Source organism: Shewanella sp. MF05913 (assembly GCF_059758095.1).
Genome location: NZ_JCAYNT010000011.1, coordinates 67,377 through 90,569, shown reverse-complemented (window position 1 = coordinate 90,569; position 23,193 = coordinate 67,377). Strand labels below are relative to the sequence as shown.

The following is a 23,193-nucleotide window of genomic DNA, read 5'->3' as shown; positions in this document are numbered from 1 at the left end:
GATGAACACAATAAAAGTGCTGCAACGATTACCTTTGATGTTCATTTTGGGGGCTATGGCGATTCAATCTAGCTCAGCCAATGAGGTCGACACAAACAACATAACGCCTGCGGATAGTCCATCAAAAACGACGAGCTCAGCGGCTGCGAATAACAAACCTGTGGTGATCCAAAGCCAGGTGACGGGCTCTCAAGAACAGCCTAAAGTGCTGTACATTATGCCGTGGCAAGGAATAACCAATCCAATAGATATTAATAACAAAGATATGCGGCTCACCCTGCCTCAATTTAAACCCATTAACCCCAAAGCATTTAGGCAACAGGTGAGAGACTTTGCCAATAGCAGCAAAAACAGTGAGAAATAAATAGACAGCCCTGAGTCACCACGCATTACATTAAAAACAGAATCATCAGCAAACAAAATAACTGAGCTCATGAAGCCATCAATGCCATGAGCTCAAACAACAAAAATAGAAGGAACATCACATGAGTTTTACCGACCATATCATTGCGTTTTTACAAAATGGCGGCCCATTTATCTACCCTATCGCGTTAGTGTTAGTGGTCGGTTTGGCCATTACCATTGAACGCTGGTTATATTTAAGCTCAGCGCATCGCACTAACCAAAAAGCATTTTCGTTGATAAAAAATGCCCTCAAAACAGGCGACGTTAATACCATTAGTCAACATGCACAAAACCATAAAGCACCAGTGTTTGACGTATTACAGTCAGGTATTGCGCGTATCTCAAGTGCTAGCCGCCGTGAAGATGTTGAATACGCCATGGAAGAAACCGTGATGGAATACATGCTGCGCCTTGAAAAACGCACGCCATTTATTGCCACACTGGCGAATATCGCAACGTTACTCGGTTTGTTAGGTACCATTATGGGTCTGATTGCGGCGTTCTCTGCCGTTGCCAGCGCCGACCCTGCTGAAAAAGCGAACTTATTGTCATCGAGTATTTCGGTGGCGATGAACACCACCGCATTTGGTTTGATCACCGCTATCCCACTGATTTTATTTCACTCGAGCCTACAAACTAAAACGGCCACCATTGTCGACTCAATTGAAATGGCAGGCATCAAATTGCTTAATTCGTTGTCATTTAACCAGCAAACGGATAACAACCGAGGCTAATGAGTATGAGACGCCACCGTCGCCCAAATACCCAAGATGCAGAACTGGATATCACCTCATTTATGAACTTAATGATCGTGTTAGTACCCGTGTTACTGCTGAGTTTGGTGTTCTCACAAGTGCGCATTCTTAACTTACAGCTACCGGTATTGTCAGAAGCTGAACAAGCACAAGATGAACTAGAACCCAAAATACTCGAATTAGTGATTACCCCACACCGCTTAACCCTTAACTATCCGGCGGGTATGGCACTTAAACAATTTGACATAACAGAGACCGGCTACGACTTCGCAGCACTGTCGGTTTACCTGCAAGATTTAAAGCTGACATTTCAGCAACAAGGTATTGAGAAAAACGACATCGTACTACTGCTCGACCCAGCAATAGACTATCAAACCATCGTGTCGGCCATGGACACAGTGCGATCGTTTAAAGCCGTAGTTGCAGCTAATTTGGTTGATGCTGAGTTATTTCCAATGATCTCGCTTGGTGATGCTCCGGCTGTTAGTGACTCAGGGGCACAGGCCACTATTGGACAACCAATAGGAGCTAAGCAATGATGAAGCAATCGGCCAGAAGCCGCAGATTAGTTAAACATCACAAACGCCTAAAAGCAGGTAGTAAGCTTAACCTTGTCGCGTTAATGGACATTTTCACGATTTTGGTGTTTTTCTTAATTGTGAATCAGTCTGAAGTGCGCGTATTGCAAAATATCGAAAAGCTCACCTTGCCCGTATCTGTAGCTGAAACCCTGCCCGTTGAAAACCTTGTTATCACTGTCATCGCAGACACAGTGTTAGTGCAAGAGCGCGCAATTTGGCAAAAAAGTGCTGAAGGACAAGGATTAACTGAGCAAGAAAACCCTGAGTTTATTAACTCCTTAACCACTGAGCTGACCTATCAAGCCAGTAAACGCACCGAGCTGAGTGAAACCGAACAACAAAACGGCCGCGCGGTCACCATTATTGGCGATGCAGCAACACCTTATGTGGTGTTAAAGCAAATAATGGCAGCCTGTGCAGCAACCGGTTATCGTGATATTTCGCTAGCGGTTGAACAACAGGCTAAACAAGCCGATGGGGAGAGCTAACATGACTACAGCTACCCTTGGAACCGCTCAATTTAATCAGCACACCAGTAATAGCTTTAATGATTTAGGCGACTTATTTAAGCCCAGCAAACAAGACAAACTGTTTAAACAGATCTTGTGGCTATTGCTGCTGGTTTATTTGGTGTTTGCCGTTGTAGTGCCAATGCTTGAACAAGTTGAACAGCCACGTGAAGTAAAAGAGCAAGTGCCGCCACAACTGGCGAAAATCATCTTACAAGAAAAGCAGCTACCGCCACCGGTTAAACCTGAAGTGAAGCCACCAGAGCCGGAGCCTCTGCCTGATCCAGAACCGGCTCCGCCAGAAGAAAAGGTAGTCGAGAAACCGGTAGAACCCGTGGTAAAACCTCAAGTTGTGCAGCCCACAACCCGTGAGGCAGCCAAAGAAAAAGCCAGCGCATCAGGCTTAGCCGCCATGAAAGATGAGCTATTTTCAATGCGCGAAGCTTTTGATGTTACCCCAACGGCGCAGCGTAAGCTTGACCAAACCACCAGCCAAGAAGTCAAAGTAAAACGTGACCTATTAGCTGGGGCGGCCAATAAGCAAACCGACAGTTTGGCAAAGTCAGCTATTACCCAAACGATATCATCAGGGGCACTTAGCGGTAACGAAACTCAACAAATTCGTCTCGCTAAAGAGGAAGTGTTAGCCAGTCAGGGCGCCGCAACAGAGAAAGCCAGCCAGACCAGTCAAGGTGGGCAACGTTCTGAGGCGGCATTGAGGCGCACATTAGAAGCGAATAAATCTCGGCTTTATTCACTCTACAACCGCGCCTTAAGAAAAGATCCGTTCTTAAAAGGCAAAGTGATGTTTGAAATTGTCATTCAACCCAATGGCAGTATCAGCAAGGTGACCATTAAATCTAGCGAGCTAAATGACGCTAAACTAGAGCGCCAGTTAACCTTGGTATTACGTTCAATCACTTTCCCAGCTGAAAGTGTTGCGGTAATGACCACCATTTGGGCCATCGACTTCTTCCCAAGTTAAGCAGCGTTACCCGCTGACTTTAGACAATAAAAAAGCAGGTGATGACAGACTCATTACCTGCTTTTTTTATCTGTGATGTTTTTTTAGACATTACCAATGCCTCATACATTATACCAATTCCATTAATTATGTGACCAATCAGAGACACTCAGATTGTTCAGTTTGAGGCGCATTGTTGAAATAATGGTTATTCCCTTCTAAGGCAATGCAACAAAGAAATGGACAGTCTGAGTGCCTCCTGCAAGGCGGGTTTCTGTGCCTTCTATGCTGCTTAATAGCATTTTGACGTAGAACAACTATGCCTACAATTCTATTACTTGCCTAGAAGACACAGAACTCCCGCTGAATGACCAGATAATTAATGGAATTGGTATTAATACCGACTAAATACCCTCGGCATACATAAACATCACCATCAACATCAACATCGCTTTAGGCACTCATTCATGTTGGTATGCTAATGGCTGCTTGAGAGCGGTCTATTATCGCGAAATTAAACAATTTATTTACATGGTTCACGCTTTTTAGTCTCGGGTGATTGTATCGAGGTGAAACCTCAGGTAATCTGCTTGTTCTTAATACGCATAAATGGATATTTGAGCTAACTTGAGTGAGTCTAGCGAGCGAACGTCCCAATAATGATTTGGAACCCCTGTCTAGATGACAAAAAAGGTAAATTCACATCCAGAACCCAACTCTCTTGAGGTTCGGCCACGTCCAAAAACGGTTAACCACCGTAATGCGACGACCACGCCAGAGATGCGTCAATTTATTCAACAATCCGATTATAGCGTCAGTCAACTCTCTAAAATTCTAAATATCAGCGAAGCCACTGTGCGCAAATGGCGTAAGCGTGACTCAATCGATAACACCCCAAATACTCCGCATAAACTCAATACCACGTTGTCACCTATGGAAGAGTACGTGATGTTAGGGCTGCGTTATCAATTAAAAATGCCATTAGACAGATTGTTAACCGTCACGCAAAAGTTTATTAATCCTAATGTGTCTCGCTCAGGCCTAGCACGCTGTTTAAAGCGTTTTGGGGTATCAAAACTCGATGACTTTGATAGCCCTTTTGTGCCAGAAAAATTCTTCAATCAGCTCCCTATCACCCAGGGTGCCAATATTCAAACGTATACCGTAAACCCTCAGACTTTAGCTGACACCTTGGCACTACCGAGTCCAGATCATGACAACGTAGTACAGGTGGTGTCCTTGAGCATCCCCCCGCAACTCACAGAACAACAAGCCTATTCTGTTCTATTAGGGGTCGATTTTAAATCTGACTGGGTTTACCTAGATATTTATCAAGACAGCCATACCCAGGCGAGTAATCGCTACATGGCTTATGTGCTAAAGCACGGACCGTTTTATCTACGAAAATTATTAGTACGTAACTATCACACTTTTCTTGCTCGTTTTCCTGGAGCAAGTCAATCAGCCGCGAATGCAGCTGCATCCCAACACCAGATAACTGAACCTCAGTTGTCCAACGGAGACTCATATGAGCCAATCCAGTAATATTGACAAGCGTTTAAATAAACGCTTAAAAGACATGCCCGTCGCCATTGTCGGCATGGCGAGCATCTTTGCCAATTCACGTTATCTGAATAAATTTTGGGATTTAATCAGCGAAAAAATTGACGCGATTGTGGATATTCCAGACACCCATTGGAATGTAGATGACTATTACCATGCCGATAAGTCTGCGCCAGATAAAAGCTACTGTAAACGAGGCGGTTTTTTACCTGAAGTCGATTTCAATCCAATGGAATTTGGCCTGCCACCTAACATCTTAGAATTAACCGACACCTCACAGCTATTGTCATTAGTGGTTGCCAAAGAAGTGTTAGCCGACGCTGGTGTCGATGCGCAATACGATACAGACCGTATTGGTATTACGTTGGGCGTGGGCGGCGGACAAAAAATCAATCACAGCTTAAGTGGTCGCTTACAATACCCTGTACTCAAAAAAGTATTCAAAAACAGTGGTATTAGTGACGCAGATAGCGAAATGCTGATTAAGAAGTTTCAAGACCAATACATCCACTGGGAAGAAAATTCGTTCCCAGGGTCGCTCGGTAACGTGATTGCTGGCCGTATTGCTAACCGTTTTGACTTAGGCGGCATGAACTGTGTGGTCGATGCGGCTTGTGCTGGCTCATTAGCGGCAATGCGCATGGCCATTACCGAACTGGTTGAAGGTCGCAGTGACATGATGATCACTGGCGGCGTGTGTACCGACAACTCACCGTCGATGTACATGAGCTTCTCAAAAACTCCAGCGTTTACCACCAATGAAACCATTCAACCGTTCGATATCGATTCAAAAGGCATGATGATTGGTGAAGGTATTGGCATGGTCGCGATTAAGCGCCTTGAAGATGCTGAGCGTGATGGCGACAAAATTTATGCAGTCATTAAAGGTATTGGTGCCTCATCAGACGGTAAGTTTAAGAGTATTTATGCGCCCCGCCCTGAAGGCCAGGCTAAAGCACTTAAACGCGCTTATGATGATGCCGGTTTTGCCCCACATACAGTCGGACTCATTGAAGCACACGGTACAGGTACCGCTGCGGGTGATGTTGCCGAATTTAATGGCTTAAAATCGGTATTTGCTGAAGACAACGACAACCTCCAGCAAATCGCCCTGGGCTCAGTTAAATCTCAGGTGGGTCACACCAAATCAACCGCAGGGACGGCTGGCTTAATTAAAGCGGCATTAGCATTGCACCACAAAGTCTTGCCACCAACGATTAACGTGAGTGAGCCACATCCTAAACTGGGTATCGATGATTCACCATTTTATCTCAACACCGAAACTCGCCCATGGTTGCCTCGCCCTGACGACACACCGCGCCGCGCCGGAATTAGCTCGTTTGGTTTTGGCGGCACTAACTTCCACATCGTGTTGGAAGAGTATCGTCAAGATCACGCCCGCAATGACAAATATCGTCAACGCGCGGTACCACAAAGCCTGTTAATTCATGCTGATAACAAAGCCGCTTTGCAAAGTAAACTGGCTGCGCTGCAAACTGAAATCAACGCCATTGATATTAGCCAAGCCAATACTCAAGAGCTGGCACTAAACGAGCTTGGACAGCGTTTTGCTATATCTGACATTGCGCCAACAGCCGCGCGTTTAGGGTTAGTCGTTGCCTCCATTGCAGACTTAAGCACGCAGTTAACACAAGCATTGGCGCAGTTAAGTAGCAACACAGCTCTACAGTGGCAATTGCCGTCTGGCACAAGCTATCGTAGCGCCAGTTTAGTGCACAAAGGCGCTAAGCCCAAAGTGGCGGCACTGTTTGCGGGTCAAGGCGCACAATACGTCAACATGGCCACCGAGCTTGCGTGTTTCTACCCTGAAATGCGCCAACAAGTCATGCTTGCAGATAAAGTATTTGCTAAACACAAGCAAACACCATTGTCGCAAATTATGTACCCTATTCCGGTGTTTTCGGCCGATGGTATTGCTGCGCAACAAGCCGCCTTAACCAACACTGCCTATGCACAAAGCGCCATTGGTGCTGTCAGCATGGGTCAATACGCACTCTTCACTCAAGCTGGTTTTAACCCAGACATGGTCGCAGGCCACAGTTTTGGTGAACTGTCAGCCTTATGTGCCGCAGGAGTTATCAGCCAGGATGATTATTATCAATTAGCCTTTGCCCGTGGCCAAGCCATGGCAGCGACGCCAGCCGATCAAGACCCAGGCGCCATGTACGCTATTATTGTTCCGCCGCAATCAGCAGAACAAGGAGTAAGCCAATTAGAAAAATGCATCAGTGCATTTGACGGGGTAAAAGTGGCTAACTACAACGCGCCAACGCAATTAGTCATCGCGGGTCCTACTGATGCTTGTGCTAATGCAGCTAAAGCCATTACTGCAGAGTTAGGCTTTAAAGCGATTGCCTTGCCAGTGTCTGGTGCATTCCATACCCCGTTAGTCGCCCACGCGCAAAAGCCATTTGCTAAAGCCATTAGCAAGGTTAAGTTTGCTAAGCCTAAAGTGGCGTTATATGCCAATGGCACAGGTCAACTTCACCCAAGCGATGGCAAAGCGATTCAAGCGGCCTTTAGCGAACATATGCTGCAATCGGTACGTTTTAGTGAGCAACTCGTTGCCATGTACGATGCCGGTGCACGTGTATTTGTTGAATTTGGACCTAAAAACATTTTACAAAAACTGGTTGAGGCGACATTAGGCAACAAGTCAGAAGCGGTCACTGTTGTCAGCCTAAATCCTAACCCTAAAGGCAGCAGTGATACACAGTTGCGTCAAGCGGCAACGCAATTAGCGGTATTAGGTGTGGCATTAACTGAGGTTGACCCTTATCAAGCACCAATAGCTGAACTTGCAAAAGTGTCTCCAATGAACGTTAAGCTCACCGCAAGCAACTACATCAGCCCAAGCACACAAGCCAAAATGAACAAGTCATTGCAAAACGGCGAAGTCACCAGCAAGACAGTGGAAGTGCCTGTCGAGAAGATTGTGGAAAAAATAGTGGAAAAACAAGTGATCAAAACCGAATACGTTGAAGTGGCCAGTGCACCTACAGCATCAGCTCAAGCGCCTCTTACACAAACGAATGCACCGCTAGCACACGCTAGCCAAACAACAGCTCAAGCACCAGTACACGCCAATGCCGCTGTTAACAATGACAGCTTAAGTGCATTTTTTGCCGCTCAGCAGCAAACGGCAACATTACATCAGCAGTTTTTAGCAATTCCTCAGCAGTATGGCGATACCTTTAATCATTTGATGACAGCACAAGCGCAAATGGCATCATCAGGGGTTGCTATCCCAGAAAGCTTGCAACGCTCAATGGAACTATTCCACCAGCATCAAGCGCAAACACTGCAAAGCCACACACAATTTTTAACCTTACAAGCACAAACTAGCCAGGCTGCATTGGCCATGCTGCAAGGTCAAGCACCAAATGCTTCAGTGGGCACGTTTGCCAATACCGCGGCCGTACCACAACACGTTGCTCAAGCTTCGGTGCCAGTAACACAACCTATAGTAACGCCAGTGATAGCCCAAACTCCTGCAGCACCAGCGGTTGTATCATCACGTCCTCAGGCTCAAGCTGCTCAACCGTCTGTCACGCCACAAGCGGTCACTCAATCAGCTGTATCGATACCTGCACCGGCAGCAGTTGCAAGTGCTTCTACAGGATTGTCAGCAGATAAAGTTCAACAGACTATGATGACTGTGGTTGCCGACAAAACCGGCTACCCTACTGAAATGCTTGAACTTGGCATGGATATGGAAGCCGATTTAGGCATCGACTCCATCAAGCGTGTTGAAATTTTAGGTACCGTACAAGATGAGTTACCAGGCTTACCAGAGCTCAGCCCTGAAGATTTAGCCGAGTGTCGCACCCTAGGTGAGATTGTTAATTACATGCAATCTAAATTATCAGCCTCGCCAGCTGCTGTATCAACGCCACTGGCTAGCGCACCCGCTACGCAAGTATCAGCAGCACCAACGTCAGGCTTAAGTGCAGATACTGTACTGAGCACTATGTTAACTGTGGTTGCCGACAAAACCGGTTACCCAACTGAAATGCTTGAACTTGGCATGGACATGGAAGCCGATTTAGGCATCGACTCCATCAAGCGCGTAGAGATTTTAGGTACAGTGCAAGATGAGCTACCAGGCTTGCCAGAACTCAACCCTGAAGACTTAGCGGAATGCCGTACTTTGGGCGAGATTGTTGATTACATGCAATCTAAGCTGTCAGCGGTTCCAGTGGCTGCACAAGTTCAAGCGCAAACGGTGCCAACATCTCCTGCTCAAGCATCAGCGCCAGCATCAAGCTTAAGCGCGGAAAAAGTGTTGACCACCATGATGTCAGTGGTTGCAGATAAAACCGGTTATCCAACTGAAATGCTTGAACTTGGCATGGACATGGAAGCCGATTTAGGTATCGACTCCATCAAGCGCGTCGAGATTTTAGGCACAGTGCAAGATGAGCTACCAGGCTTACCAGAACTCAATCCTGAAGATTTAGCAGAGTGCCGCACCCTAGGCGAGATTGTTGACTATATGCAATCTAAGCTAGCGCCAGTGGCTGCACAAGTTCAAGCGCAAACGGTAACAACATCTCCTGCTCCAGCATCAAGCTTAAGTGCAGAAACCGTACTCACGACCATGATGTCAGTGGTTGCCGATAAAACCGGTTACCCAGCAGAAATGCTTGAACTGACCATGGACATGGAAGCCGATTTAGGTATCGATTCAATCAAGCGCGTCGAGATTTTAGGCACGGTGCAAGATGAGCTACCAGGCTTACCAGAACTCAATCCAGAAGATTTAGCAGAGTGTCGCACCTTAGGCGAGATTGTTGACTATATGCAATCTAAGCTGTCAGCTACTCCAGTGGCTGCACAAGTTCAAGCGCAAACATCAGCGCCAGCATCAGGCTTAAGCGCGGAAATCGTGCTCACTACCATGATGGCTGTTGTAGCCGATAAAACCGGTTACCCAGCAGAAATGCTTGAGTTGACCATGGACATGGAAGCCGATTTAGGGATTGACTCAATCAAGCGTGTGGAGATTTTAGGTACCGTACAGGATGAGTTAGCCGATTTACCTGATCTGAACCCAGAAGACTTAGCCGAATGTCGTACATTGGGCGAAATCGTCAGCTATATGCAAGCAACCCTAGGCGCGCTAAATTCAACCGCAGCAGCCATGGCAGAGCAAAACATAACAGCTAAGCCAACACTTGATAGCTCTGACTTACCGCCACACAGCGGGGTAGCGCTAAAAAAGTTGCCAGCGGCGGATAAACTAGAAGCATGTTATTCAACAGACAGCTGCATTGTCATCACAGATGACGGTCATAATGCCGGTGTACTTGCTGAAAAACTGAATGCTAAAGGATTAACCGTCGCCGTTATTCGTAACCCAGAAACCATCAGCACCGCTCACTCGCCTTTAAGCAGCGACATCAGCAGCTATGCCTTAACCAGCATTGATGATGCAGCCATTGCCAAGGTGTTAAGTGAGATTAGCGCTAAACACCCTATTGCCGGTTTTGTGCACTTACAACCGCAGTTTAACGCTGACAGCAAAAAACTGGTCAGTTGCAATGAGGCAGCAAAAGCCGCTGTTGATAACGCCTTTTTATGGGCAAAACATCTGCATGCTGAATTTGCAAAAACACTGCAATCACGCTTAAGTTACTTTACCGTAAGCCGTATCGATGGTGGCTTTGGCTACCTTGATAGTGCAGCGCTCAGTAAAGCAGAGCTTAACCAGGCAGCACTGTCTGGGCTCACCAAAACTTTAAGCCATGAATGGCCAAATGTGTTCTGCCGCGCGCTTGATATCGCCAATGATATTGATGCCAAAACGTTTGCCAATGCCATTATTGCTGAACTGTTTGATGTTAATGGTGCAGCGCCAAGTGCTAAACGCATTACCGAAATCGGCATTAGCCAACAAGGTCGCGTAACGTTAACCGCAGCGAGCCAACCTAACACCAGTGCAAGCTATCCTGCTGCCCAACTGACACAGCAAGACAATGTGTTAGTGACTGGCGGCGCTAAGGGTGTGACCTTTGAATGTGCGTTAACACTGGCCAAACAGTGCCAATCGCATTTTGTATTAGCCGGTCGCAGTCAACACCTAGGCAATGACATGCCAGCCTGGGCTCAAGGTAAACAAGCCTCTGAGCTTAAAGCCGCAGCCATTGGTTACATTCAATCGCAAGGCGCTAAACCCACACCAAAGCAAATTGATGCGTTAGTGTGGCCTGTACAAAGTAGCTTAGAGATTGACCGTGCCCTCGCCGCCTTTACCAAGGTAGGCGCCAGCGCGCAATATGTTGCTATGGATGTCAGCAATGCTAAAGGCGTTATCGACGCACTGGCAGAGTTAACCGATGCTAACGGTAAAAAGTTAGTCATCAATGGTGTCATCCATGGCGCTGGAGTATTAGCGGATAAGCATATCCAAGACAAAACATTAGATGAATTGAACCGCGTATACAGCACCAAGGTGACTGGTGTGGCAAGCATTATTAATGCGCTTGAACCACAACAAATCAAATTGGTTGCCATGTTCTCGTCGGCGGCTGGGTTTTATGGCAACACAGGTCAAAGCGACTATGCGATGTCGAATGAAATCCTTAATAAAACCGCATTAAAATTGGCTGTGCAATTGCCACAAGCCAAAGTCATGAGCTTTAACTGGGGCCCATGGGACGGCGGCATGGTGAGTTCTGCGTTGAAAAAAATGTTCGTAGAACGTGGCGTGTACGTAATCCCGCTTGAGTCCGGAGCCAATTTATTTGCTCATAGCTTACTCAGCACGCAAGGCGTGCAAATGTTGATTGGTTCAGACATGCAAGGCTCAGCCACACAGGATGCAACTGCAAAAAAGCCTAATGCGAACACTTTGCCGCACGCAGAGGGTTCGCTGACGTTTTCTGCTCCATATTGGGCTGCAGACACCCAAACCATTACGGTGACACGGGTACTGCAACCTAATGAGCTTGCATTTGTAAACGATCACCGCATTGCCGGCAACCCAGTGTTGCCGACCGTGTGTGCTATCCAGTGGATGCGCGAAACTGCACAAACCTTATGCCATGTGCCTGTGAGTATTGCTGACTATAAATTGCTTAAAGGGGTTATTTTTGACACCGACCAGGCACATTTACTGCAACTGCAACTCACCCACACTAACACAGGCTTAACTGCATTGATTTCGAGCTGTGTGTTAGACGAGCCTGACAGCACAATGAAGCCGCAATATCAGGCAACATTAGTCGTCAATGATGCGCTAACGCCCACCGCGGTAGCTCAGTCATCGTTACTGGCAACCGTGCTGCAAAAGCTAGCACAGATGCCCGCAATACACGCTGGCAAGACCTTGTATCAAAACGGCACCTTGTTCCATGGACCGCGCTTGCAGGGTATTAAGCAAGTGTTGAGCTTTGATGATGCCGAGCTGTTGTGTCAGGTTAAGTTACCGCAAATTGACCCAGTCGACTGCCCAGGCTTTGCGCCATCGCCAGTATCCGGTGGTAGTCAGATATTTGCCGAAGATTTGCTGTTACAGGCCATGTTGGTTTGGGCAAGACTCAAATACGATGCTGCCAGTTTGCCATCATCAATGGGGCAATTTATCACGGTAGCGCCTTTTGCCAGTGGCGATCAGGGTTACATCCAACTTGAGGTGTTAAAACACAGCGGCAGAATGTTAATGGCCAATGTGAGCTTGTATCATCAAGATGGACGTTTAAGCTGTCAAATGCGTGATGCCAAAATCACCATTAGCAAAACGCTTAATCAGGCCTTTATCAATCAACATGAAAATCAGCACAGCAAGGATACCGTGTGACCTTTTCAGTAAACGCGATGTCCGCAGACCAACAAGCAGCGTTAACCGAAAAGTTAACCGCTGATCTCAAACAACAACAAGCCAAGCCAATGCGCCTGGCCTTGTTGTTGGCTACGCCTGATGCAAAAAGCAAGAGTAATTTATCCATAATGCGTCAGCCGTTAGATGATCGGTTGTTAGAGGCTCAGTTGCTAGAAGTCCTGTTGTTAGACGCGGCAGGTCTACTTGGCAATCACAGCTGCGATATTGTGAGTCTTAACGATAAACTGTGGATTATGCCGGCAATTACTGCGGCTAAAAATGGCTTACATGCTCATGCCTATTTAAACGGAATAGGTTGTGGTAATAACACCGAGCAAGCGATGGCTCAAGCACTCGCTCATGCCAAAAGACAGCATACCCAACCTCAAGCGGTAGCGTTAACTCAGGCCAATAATGCACTCAATGCATTGGTCGCGCTTATCGAAGACATTGCCTATCGACGTGTGCCCAACAGCCAAGATTTTTGGTTTACGCCAGCACACCAAAGCCGCGTGGCAAGCTTGTGTTACCCAAGTAACATCGGTGTACTCGCACTCGTGCTCACACAAGGCAGTCAATTACTGAGTGCTAAACCATTATTAGCAGCAAACCGATTAATGCTGCCAGTATCAGCACAAAATATTGCCCAGTTACACACACAGTTAACCGCCGTTTGCAACGCACTTAGCGAGCCATGCGATGAGCTAGGCCTGCTTAAATTTATCCACCAGCAATGGCAACAATACCAATCGCAAGCGCCTTATGCCTTGGTGTTAATGGCGACGAGTCAAAGCGGTTTACATCAAGAAGCATGCGCCATGCTCGCGGCACTTGATACTCAACAAACACAAAACAGCACAACGCTTAACAACAAAAAGTTACACTACAAAACACCTGCAGGCAGTTGCTTTACCGCTTCACCATTAGGAGCTTCAGGTCTGAGTTTTGTCTACCCAGGTGTCGGCACGGTTTACCCGCAGATGTTTAGCCAGCTCGGTCATGTTTTTCCTAAGCTATTTGTTAAGTTAGAAGCGCAAGGCGACTTGCCAGCCATGCTGCAAACTCAAGCGATTTATGCCACAGCAGAGAAAAACAATAACCACATGAGCCTCAGTGAGCTTGCCATTGCGGGTGTGGGCGCAAGTTACATGCTTAGCAAAATATTGCAGGATGAATTTGAGATAATACCGGCCTTCGCCTTAGGCTATTCGATGGGCGAAGCCGCCATGTGGGCCAGTTTAGGTGTATGGCAAGCCCCGCACCAGTTAATCGATTCAACCCAAAATAGTAGTATTTTTAATCAAGATATTTCAGGTGAGCTGCGCTGTGTGAGGCAAGCCTGGCAATTAGCAAACGATGAACCGATAGTGTGGAACAGTTTTGTGACCCGCGCGACCGTTGCCGACCTTAGCCCGCATTTAGTCGATTACCCACGGGCTTACATTGCCATTATTCAGGGCGACAGTTTAGTGTTAGCTGGCTGCGAGCAGAGCTGTAAAGCATTACTCAAACAAGCCGGTAAACGTGGCATTGCGGCCAATAGAGTCACGGCAATGCATACCCCAGCGGCACTCAATATTGTTGACGATGTAAAGCAGTTTTACTTGCAGCCATTAGCTGCAACGCTGCCCTCATCGACTCAGTTTTTATCGGCAGCCCAAAAACAGCCAGTTGAATTAACGTCACACGCTATTGCCCAGTCAATTGCCGACACCTTTTGTCATCCACTGGACTTTAGCCAGCTTATCAGCGACTCAATTAGTCAGGGCTGTCGTTTATTTGTCGAAGTTGGCGCCGACAGACAAACAGCCACCTTAATCGACAAAATTATTGGCCAACAAACCACAGATACTCAAGCTCAAGCATTAGCCGTCAATGCCAAAGGCGCTGACGACATCAACAGTTTATTGAAATGTTTAGCCCAGTTAATGACTCACAGAGTACCCATGTCATTAACCCCGTTTATGCAAAGCTTAAACGAAGCCATCGAACAACAAACCTTATTCATTGCCGCCAACAGCCTTGCTGTTGAGCATGGTGACACTTTATTAGAAGGAGAACCTCATTGAGTTCTCAAGCTACTCCCAAGATAGCCATTGTAGGCTTAGCCAATCAATATCCCGATGCCGATACCCCGGCAAAATTTTGGCAAAACTTAATTGATAAAAAAGATTCGCGTAGCCAAATAAGCGCACAAAAACTTAATGCATTGCCTAGTGATTACATCGGTGTTCAAGGGCAATCAGACCGTTTTTATTGCGATAAGGGCGGCTACATTCAGGATTTCAGTTTTAATTCTGATGGTTATCATATTGATAGCAGTGCTTTTAAAGGCCTAGACGAGAGCTTTTTATGGGCCACAGATACGGCACGCAATGCGTTAGCCGATGCTGGGATTACTGATCTTAATCATCCTAGCTTACAGCGTACCGGTATTGTGATGGGCACCTTGTCGTTCCCAACGGCTAAGTCAAACCAGTTATTTGTACCGCTGTATCACAGCGTGGTCGAAAAAGCCTTACAAACCAAATTACAACAACCTAATTTTGTATTGCAAGATTTTGGTTTAACCGCACAAACCGAGCAACATAATTGGCGCAATGGCGCAGTGGCTCACAATGCCTCAAAGCTAGTAGCTGATGCCTTAGGGTTGGGCGGCGCGCAATTAAGCCTAGATGCCGCCTGTGCTAGCTCTGTTTATGCATTAAAGCTTGCTTGTGATTATTTGCATACTGGCAAAGCGGACATGATGCTGGCTGGCGCGGTATCGGGCGCAGACCCCTTTTTTATCAACATGGGCTTTTCGATTTTTCACGCCTATCCAGACCACGGAATTTCAGCGCCGTTTGACAGCAACAGCAAAGGCTTGTTTGCCGGTGAAGGTGCAGGCGTCTTAGTGCTTAAACGCCTTGAAGATGCTCAGCGTGATGGCGACCATATTTATGCCCTCGTCAGCGGCATTGGTTTATCAAACGACGGTAAAGGCCAGTTTGTGCTTAGCCCAAACAGTAAAGGCCAAGTGCAAGCATTCGAACGAGCATATCGTGAAGCCGCCTCATTAGACTCAAGCATTACCCCTGCCAGCATTGAAGTGATTGAATGCCATGCCACGGGGACGCCATTAGGCGACAAAGTTGAGTTAACTTCAATGGAGCGCTTTTTTGAAGACAAACTCAATGGCAGTGCCACGCCATTGATTGGCTCGGCTAAATCTAATTTGGGCCACTTACTCACCGCTGCAGGCATGCCAGGCATCATGAAAATGATTTTTGCCATGCGTGAAGGTGTGTTACCACCGAGTATTAATATCAGCGCACCTATCGCCTCTCCTAATGGCTTATTTGGTCAGGCAACCTTGCCCAATGAAGTGCTACCTTGGCCAGATAAAGCCGGTAATCGCGCCCGTCATGCTGGCGTGTCAGTCTTTGGTTTTGGGGGGTGTAATGCTCACCTGTTAATAGAATCGTACTGCGATAACACGGCAACATCACAACAACCGACTCAGGTGATCAACGCCAGCGAAAAACCGATGCACATTACCGGGATGGCAGCTCACTTTGGCCAGTGCAGTAACATCAACCAACTGGCCGAACGTATTCGCGCCAAACAGAATCTATTTACCCCATTGCCCACTCAGCGCTGGAAAGGCATTAACAAACATCCAGAATTGTTGGCCAAATACGGTATTGAGCAGGCGCCTCATGGCGCTTACATTGATCAATTCGACTTTGACTTTTTACGCTTTAAAGTGCCGCCGAATGAAGACGACCGATTAATATCGCAGCAGTTGTTACTGATAAAAGTCGCCGACGAAGCCATTGTGAATGCCAGCCTCAAACCCGGTAGCAAAGTGGCCGTGTTAGTGGCCATGGAAACGGAATTAGAATTACACCAATTCCGCAGCCGAGTGAACTTGCACAGCCAGCTAGCGCAAAGCCTCGCCGCTCAAGGCGTTAAGCTCAGTGAAGATGAATACCAGGCCCTTGAAGCTATCGCCATGGACAGCGTGCTCGATGCCGCCAAATTAAACCAATACACCAGTTTTATTGGCAATATTATGGCGTCGCGGATTTCATCGCTATGGGACTTCAACGGCCCGGCCTTTACGATTTCAGCCGCTGAACAATCAGTTAATCGCTGTATTGATGTAGCGCAAAACTTGTTTGCCATGGGCTCGTTACAAGAACCGCTCGATGCGGTGATTATTGCTGCGGTTGATTTGTCTGGCAGTATTGAAAACTGCCTACTCAACAATGCACACTTGCAAGCAGCAGGAATGCAGACAAGCACAATCCACTTAGGTGAAGGTGCTGGTGCGATTGTATTACAACAAGATCATCCAACCGACAGCTTTGCCAGTATTGATAGCGTGCTATTTGCCAAGCAAGATCAGCTCAAACTCGAGCAAACCTGCGATATTAACGAACTTAATATCGCACCACTTTGCCAACAGTCTGATTTTGGCCTGCAGTTAGCGAGTCAGTTAACTCAAATGGCTAAGCCACATAGCATTACAAGCGCCCAACATGTTTTAGGCCATACCTTTGCCGCCTCTGGCATGGCAAGCTTGCTTAATGCACTTATCCAAAGCCAGCAATTACAACAAGCGGACGTTAATGCACAGGTGATTAGCGCCAGTGAAAACCAATACTCACGCATTGGTTTATCGCTCAATCAACTGCAGCAGCAGGCGCTTGCAAGTCGCTTAAGTCAGCCACTGACAGAACAGCTAACCAAAAGTGCCAAACTGAGTTTAATTAAACAAGTCAGTTTAGGTGGCCGCGATATCTATCAACATATCGTCGACAGCCCAGTTGCTGCTATCGATAACATTGTTAGCCAATGCGCGTCGATTAAACCAGTTTCAGTGGAACAAGCCCCGAATAAAATCAATAATAACGAGCCTATTATGCCCGCAAGTCATTCAGCACAGATTCCAGGTTCGCAGCCTCAATCAACAGACAATCACATTAATCCAACTCAAAGGATTAACTCGGCGATACCACCAGCACATTTAACGGCTTTCCAGCAAAATCAATGGCTAGCACAACAAGCCCACTTAGCATTTTTAGCCAGTCGTGAGGCTGGGTTAAAAGTCGCCGACAGCTTGTTAAAATCACAACTAGCTTCGATGACGTCTGCCGCAACAGCGCAAACAATAGCACCAACGATAACAATCAATGCGCCAACGCAGCATTACGTTGAAGCTCAACCGGTACTTGCAGAGCGTAAGCCTAATCATGCGCAGGTTCCGGCTTACACCGCCCCCACTCCGGCAGATAAACCGTGCATTTGGAATTACGCCGATTTAGTGGAATATGCCGAAGGTGATATCGGCAAAGTATTTGGCCCAGACTACGCCATCATCGACAGCTATTCACGCCGTGTGCGCTTACCCACCACCGACTACTTATTGGTATCTCGCGTAACCAAACTTGATGCCACTATCAATCAATACAAACCTTGCTCAATGACCACAGAGTACGACATCCCAGTTGATGCACCGTATCTGGTTGACGGGCAAATTCCCTGGGCAGTCGCAGTTGAGTCAGGCCAGTGCGATTTAATGTTGATTAGCTACTTAGGCATCGATTTTGAAAACAAAGGCGAGCGAGTTTATCGCTTACTCGACTGCACCTTGACCTTCCTAGGTGATTTACCGCGTGGCGGCGACACCCTACGCTATGACATTAAAATCAATAACTTTGCCCGCAATGGCGACACCTTATTGTTTTTCTTCTCGTACGAATGTTTCGTCGGCGACAAGATGATTTTGAAAATGGACGGCGGATGTGCTGGCTTCTTTACTGATAAAGAATTGTCTGATGGTAAAGGCGTAATCCAAACCGAAGATGAAATTAAACTGCGCCAGCAAGTGCTTAACAACCCGAATAAACCGACATTTTCACCGTTACTACACTGCGCACAATCAGCCTTTGATTATGGTCAAATCCACCATTTATTAACCGGCGACATTGGCAGCTGCTTTGGTGGTGAACATGTTGGCCACCAGCTGCAAACGGGCATGCAAAAATCGCTGTGTTTTGCGTCTGAAAAGTTCTTAATGATTGAGCGCGTAAGCAACTTACAAGTGGGCGGCGGCACATGGGGCCTAGGGTTAGTTGAAGGCCACAAGCAATTAGCGCCAGACCATTGGTATTTCCCGTGTCACTTCCAGGGCGACCAGGTGATGGCCGGCTCATTAATGGCTGAAGGCTGTGGCCAATTACTGCAATTCTTTATGTTGCATATTGGTATGCATACGTTAGTTGAAAACGGCCGTTTCCAACCGTTGGAAAATGCCACGCAGAAAGTGCGTTGTCGTGGCCAGGTGTTACCACAATACGGCGAGTTAACTTACCGTATGGAAGTCACCGAAATCGGTATTTCGCCACGTCCATATGCTAAAGCCAATATTGATATTTTGCTTAATGGCAAAGTAGTAGTCGATTTCCAAAACCTCGGGGTGATGATCAAAGAAGAAGCGCAATGCACCCGCTACCTTGGCGACTCAACGGCTAATACAAGCACCAAGCCAACAGCAGACACAACAAATCAAACACCAACTGGCTTAAACAACTCAGCCAGCCAGCAAGATGTCGCCCCGTTAATGGCGAAAATAGCCGACACCAATGCAGCAACCAATAAAGGCGTTATCCCGCTTAAACACGTTGCAGCACCGCAAGTCAGCGCTGATTCTAAATACGCTAACCGCGTGCCTGATACTGTGCCTTTTACGCCGTATCATATGTTTGAGTTTGCTACTGGTGATATCGAAAAATGCTTTGGGCCAGACTTTAGCATTTATAAAGGGCTGATCCCGCCGCGTACACCTTGCGGTGATTTGCAATTAACCACCCGCGTTATCGACATTAACGGTAAGCGTGGCGAATTGAAAAAACCATCATCGTGTATTGCTGAATATGAAGTGCCAACAGATGCATGGTATTTTGCCAAAAACAGCCATCAGGCGGTAATGCCATACTCGGTGTTAATGGAAATATCATTACAGCCTAATGGCTTTATTTCTGGCTATATGGGTACTACATTGGGTTTCCCTGGGCAGGAGTTATTTTTCCGTAACCTCGACGGTCACGGCACCTTATTGCGTCATGTCGATTTACGCGGCAAAACCATCGTTAACGATTCGCGTTTATTGTCGACCGTGATTGCAGGCAGCAATATTATTCAGAACTTTACCTTTGATTTAAGTGTCGATGGTGAACCGTTTTATACCGGCGGCGCAGTGTTTGGCTACTTTAAAGGTGACGCGCTAAAAAACCAGCTTGGCATTGATAACGGTAAAATCACCCAACCCTGGCATGTCGACAATAATGTCGCAGCCGACACCATTATCAACTTGCTCGATAAGCAGTCGCGAGTATTTAATGCGCCTGCTCACCAGCCACATTACCGCTTAGCCGGTGGTCAGCTTAACTTTATCGACACGGCAGAAATCGTTAATAACGGCGGCAAATATCATCAGGGTTATTTGGCAGCTTCACGCACCATCGACCCGAGTGATTGGTTCTTCCAATTCCATTTCCATCAAGATCCGGTGATGCCGGGTTCATTAGGCGTTGAAGCTATCATCGAGTTAATGCAAACTTACGCGATTACTAACGATTTAGGCGCTGGTTTTACCAATCCTAAGTTCGGCCAAATTTTGTCTGATATAAAATGGAAATATCGCGGCCAAATTAACCCGCTCAATAAACAAATGTCTTTAGATGTGCACATCAGTGCAGTGAAAGACGAAAACGGTAAACGCATCATCGTTGGCGATGCCAATTTAAGCAAAGATGGTTTACGCATTTACGAAGTAAAAGACATCGCTATTTGTATCGAAGAAGCCTAGCTTTTCAAGGAAAAAAATAATGACAACTCAATTAAAAAACGAAAAGCTTTCTCCATGGCCTTGGCAAGTCAGCCAGCAGCACGTCAGTTTTGACCCTGCTGGAATGAACAAAAAGCTCAAAGACTTATCGCAAGCCTGTTATGTGGTTAATGATAACCAACAAGGCCTTGGCGTCGCGCAACAAGCACAAGTGGTAACAGATGCAATTACTGCTGCCAATGAACTACCAGTCAGCGCCTTTGCTCCCGCCCTTGGCACCCAAAGTTTAGGCGACAGTAACTTTCGCCGTGTACATGGTGTTAAATACGCCTACTACGCTGGTGCAATGGCCAACGGTATTGCGTCTGAAGAACTGGTTATTGCATTAGGCCAGGCCGGTATTTTATGCTCATTTGGCGCAGCGGGACTCATTCCGTCACGCGTTGAGCAAGCCATTAAGCGCATTCAAACCGCCCTGCCAAATGGGCCATACGCCTTTAACTTAATCCATAGCCCGAGTGAGCCAGCACTTGAGCGTGGTAGCGTAGAGCTATTTTTAAAACACAAAGTGCGCAACGTTGAAGCCTCAGCCTTTTTAGGCTTAACGCCACAAATTGTCTATTACCGCGCAGCAGGGTTAAGCCGTGATGCACATGGTGATATTCACATAGACAACAAAGTCATCGCTAAAATTAGCCGCACCGAAGTGGCGATCAAATTTATGCAACCGGCACCGGTAAAAATGCTGCAACAACTGCTTGATGATGGCTTGATCAGCGCCGAACAAATGGAATTAGCCCAATTAGTGCCGATGGCTGATGACATTACCGCCGAAGCCGATTCTGGTGGTCACACAGACAACCGTCCATTAGTGACCTTGTTGCCAACGATTTTGGCGCTAAAAGATGAAGTCCAGGCACAATACAACTACAAAACCCCTATTCGCGTTGGCGCGGGCGGTGGCGTGGGCACGCCCGATGCCGCTCTTGCGACCTTCAATATGGGCGCAGCGTTTATTGTCACCGGTTCTATTAACCAGGCTTGCGTAGAAGCTGGCGCCAGTGAACATACCCGTAAATTATTAGCGACGACTGAAATGGCCGATGTCACCATGGCGCCAGCAGCTGATATGTTCGAGATGGGCGTTAAGTTGCAAGTGGTTAAGCGCGGCACCCTTTTCCCGATGCGCGCTAACAAGTTATACGAAATCTATACTCGCTATGACTCCATAGAAGCCATTCCGGCAGATGAACGTGAAAAGCTTGAAAAACAAGTGTTTCGTTCAAGTCTAGATGACATTTGGGCCGGCACAGTGGCGCATTTTAATGAGCGCGACCCGAAACAAATCGAGCGAGCTAAAGATAACCCTAAACGTAAAATGGCGTTAATTTTCCGCTGGTACCTTGGCTTATCAAGCCGTTGGTCAAATACTGGTGAAACTGGCCGAGAAATGGATTATCAAATCTGGGCTGGCCCAGCACTTGGCGCATTTAATGCCTGGGCAAAAGGCAGTTATTTAGATGACTACACCCAGCGTCATGCAGTAGACTTAGCCAAACATTTAATGCACGGCGCAGCTTATTTGGCACGAGTGAATCTATTAACGGCTCAGGGTGTTAGCCTACCCGTTGCATTACAGCGCTGGCGCCCGGCAGATCAAGTTAAATAGCCTGCATAGGAACCATAATGAGCGACACACAAAAACTCGATTTTTCAGCGGTAAATGGCCCAACATTGGCGTCATTTAACCAGCAGAAAAACCTGATTAAACGCATGTTAAAAGGCAACAGCGCGACTTGTGCCGACTGCAATAAACCACTGACATTGCAATTGCCACCTAACAGCAAAAATGCCAAGCCAAATACTAAAGCGCCTGGCATTTATTGCGCTAAAGGCTGTACTGATATCGAGCTCGATATGGAAGCCGTTGCATTAATGAAATAACCCAAACTGATTTGGATTATGAATAAAAAGACCCTCTTAGCTAAGAGGGTCTTTTTGCTTTGAACACACCTTCACTCAAACTGCTTGCCACTGTTTAACTAACATGGCTGGGCCACAAAGCTGGGTCATTGATTTATCGCCAGACAGTGCCGTTTCAAATATATCAAAGGGTACATTTGGCCACAGGCTGATTTCAAAAGAAGTATTAGCACAGACAGCGCCAACGCCTTTTGGGGTACCGGTCATCACAATATCACCGTCATTTAAGCTCATAAACTCATTGATTGCAGCAAACATGGCGTTGGGTTGATAGGTCATTAATTGTTGATGCCCAAGTTGGGTTATTACGTTATCAATGGTTAATTGAAAACACCAATCTTGTTGCACCGACGTCATTGGAATGAACTCACTGAATAATGCTGAACCATCAAACGCTTTACTTCGCTCCCACGGTAAGCCCTGCTTTTTGAGTTTTCCTTGCAACTCACGTTTAGTCATATCGAGCCCAACGCCTACTGCGCTGAATTGGCCATCTTTAACCATAAAACACAGCTCAGCCTCATAATGTAGCGTTTCACCCATCTCACTGCACAAAGTGTCAGTAATGGATGAATTAGGCTTTAGAAATACCACCATTTCATCTGGCACGTCATTGCCCAGTTCATGAATATGATCTACATAATTACGCCCAATACAGACAATTTTTGATGGTGTAATCGCTATATCGTTACCTTGTTGCTTTAGTAAAACGCTGTGTGATCTCACATTAACCTCGTATTAATCTATTATTTA

At 46.7% G+C, this 23,193-nt stretch carries 12 protein-coding genes; 11 read left to right on the top strand and 1 reads right to left on the bottom strand.

Features of this window, described 5'->3' with window-relative positions; translation table 11 throughout:
• The first annotated feature begins 1 nt into the window (after nucleotide 1).
• The 11 genes from AC19MV_RS13840 to AC19MV_RS13790 all read left to right on the top strand — a co-directional run bounded on the left by AC19MV_RS13840 (nucleotide 2) and on the right by AC19MV_RS13790 (nucleotide 22,401).
• The gene (locus AC19MV_RS13840) at nucleotides 2–364 is read left to right on the top strand and encodes a hypothetical protein (protein WP_498308250.1); all 363 of its coding nucleotides are present in this window, start codon (nucleotides 2–4) and stop codon (nucleotides 362–364) included.
• Nucleotides 365–485: 121 nt separating this feature from the next.
• Nucleotides 486–1,139 (top strand): MotA/TolQ/ExbB proton channel family protein, encoded by a 654-nt coding sequence (locus AC19MV_RS13835; RefSeq protein ID WP_188921965.1) that lies wholly within the window; start codon nucleotides 486–488, stop codon nucleotides 1,137–1,139.
• Between the two features lie 5 nt (nucleotides 1,140–1,144).
• Nucleotides 1,145–1,699 carry a biopolymer transporter ExbD gene (locus AC19MV_RS13830; protein ID WP_498308249.1) on the top strand — a complete coding sequence of 185 codons (555 nt, stop codon included), beginning with the start codon at nucleotides 1,145–1,147 and terminating at the stop codon, nucleotides 1,697–1,699.
• Nucleotides 1,696–2,229: an ExbD/TolR family protein gene (locus tag AC19MV_RS13825; RefSeq protein WP_498308247.1), complete on the top strand. Its 534-nt coding sequence runs from the start codon at nucleotides 1,696–1,698 to the stop codon at nucleotides 2,227–2,229. Before AC19MV_RS13830 ends, AC19MV_RS13825 begins: the two co-directional genes overlap by 4 nt.
• A gap of 1 nt (nucleotide 2,230) precedes the next feature.
• Entirely contained in the window at nucleotides 2,231–3,235 is a 1,005-nt protein-coding gene (locus AC19MV_RS13820) for an AgmX/PglI C-terminal domain-containing protein (RefSeq protein WP_498308246.1), read from the top strand.
• A gap of 660 nt (nucleotides 3,236–3,895) precedes the next feature.
• Entirely contained in the window at nucleotides 3,896–4,759 is an 864-nt protein-coding gene (locus tag AC19MV_RS13815; protein ID WP_498308245.1) for a transcriptional regulator, read from the top strand.
• Nucleotides 4,743–12,599 (top strand): SDR family NAD(P)-dependent oxidoreductase, encoded by a 7,857-nt coding sequence (locus AC19MV_RS13810; protein ID WP_498308243.1) that lies wholly within the window; start codon nucleotides 4,743–4,745, stop codon nucleotides 12,597–12,599. Before AC19MV_RS13815 ends, AC19MV_RS13810 begins: the two co-directional genes overlap by 17 nt.
• On the top strand, nucleotides 12,596–14,689 hold the full coding sequence (locus AC19MV_RS13805; RefSeq protein ID WP_498308241.1) for a PfaB family protein: 2,094 nt from the start codon (nucleotides 12,596–12,598) through the stop codon (nucleotides 14,687–14,689). Before AC19MV_RS13810 ends, AC19MV_RS13805 begins: the two co-directional genes overlap by 4 nt.
• A complete protein-coding gene (locus tag AC19MV_RS13800; RefSeq protein ID WP_498308239.1) occupies nucleotides 14,686–20,478 on the top strand; it encodes a hotdog fold thioesterase in 5,793 nt (1,930 codons plus the stop codon). The genes AC19MV_RS13805 and AC19MV_RS13800 overlap by 4 nt, the downstream gene beginning before the upstream one ends.
• Nucleotides 20,479–20,497: 19 nt before the next feature.
• The gene (gene pfaD / locus AC19MV_RS13795; RefSeq protein ID WP_498308237.1) at nucleotides 20,498–22,126 is read left to right on the top strand and encodes an eicosapentaenoate synthase subunit PfaD; all 1,629 of its coding nucleotides are present in this window, start codon (nucleotides 20,498–20,500) and stop codon (nucleotides 22,124–22,126) included.
• A 17-nt stretch (nucleotides 22,127–22,143) separates the two neighbouring features.
• Nucleotides 22,144–22,401, top strand: coding sequence for a hypothetical protein (locus AC19MV_RS13790; RefSeq protein ID WP_498308235.1), 258 nt, complete (start codon nucleotides 22,144–22,146; stop codon nucleotides 22,399–22,401).
• 75 nt (nucleotides 22,402–22,476) lie between these two features.
• On the opposite strand, the gene AC19MV_RS13785 is transcribed toward AC19MV_RS13790, so the two are convergent.
• Nucleotides 22,477–23,166 (bottom strand): fumarylacetoacetate hydrolase family protein, encoded by a 690-nt coding sequence (locus AC19MV_RS13785; RefSeq protein WP_498308233.1) that lies wholly within the window; start codon nucleotides 23,164–23,166, stop codon nucleotides 22,477–22,479.
• Nucleotides 23,167–23,193 lie beyond the last annotated feature (27 nt).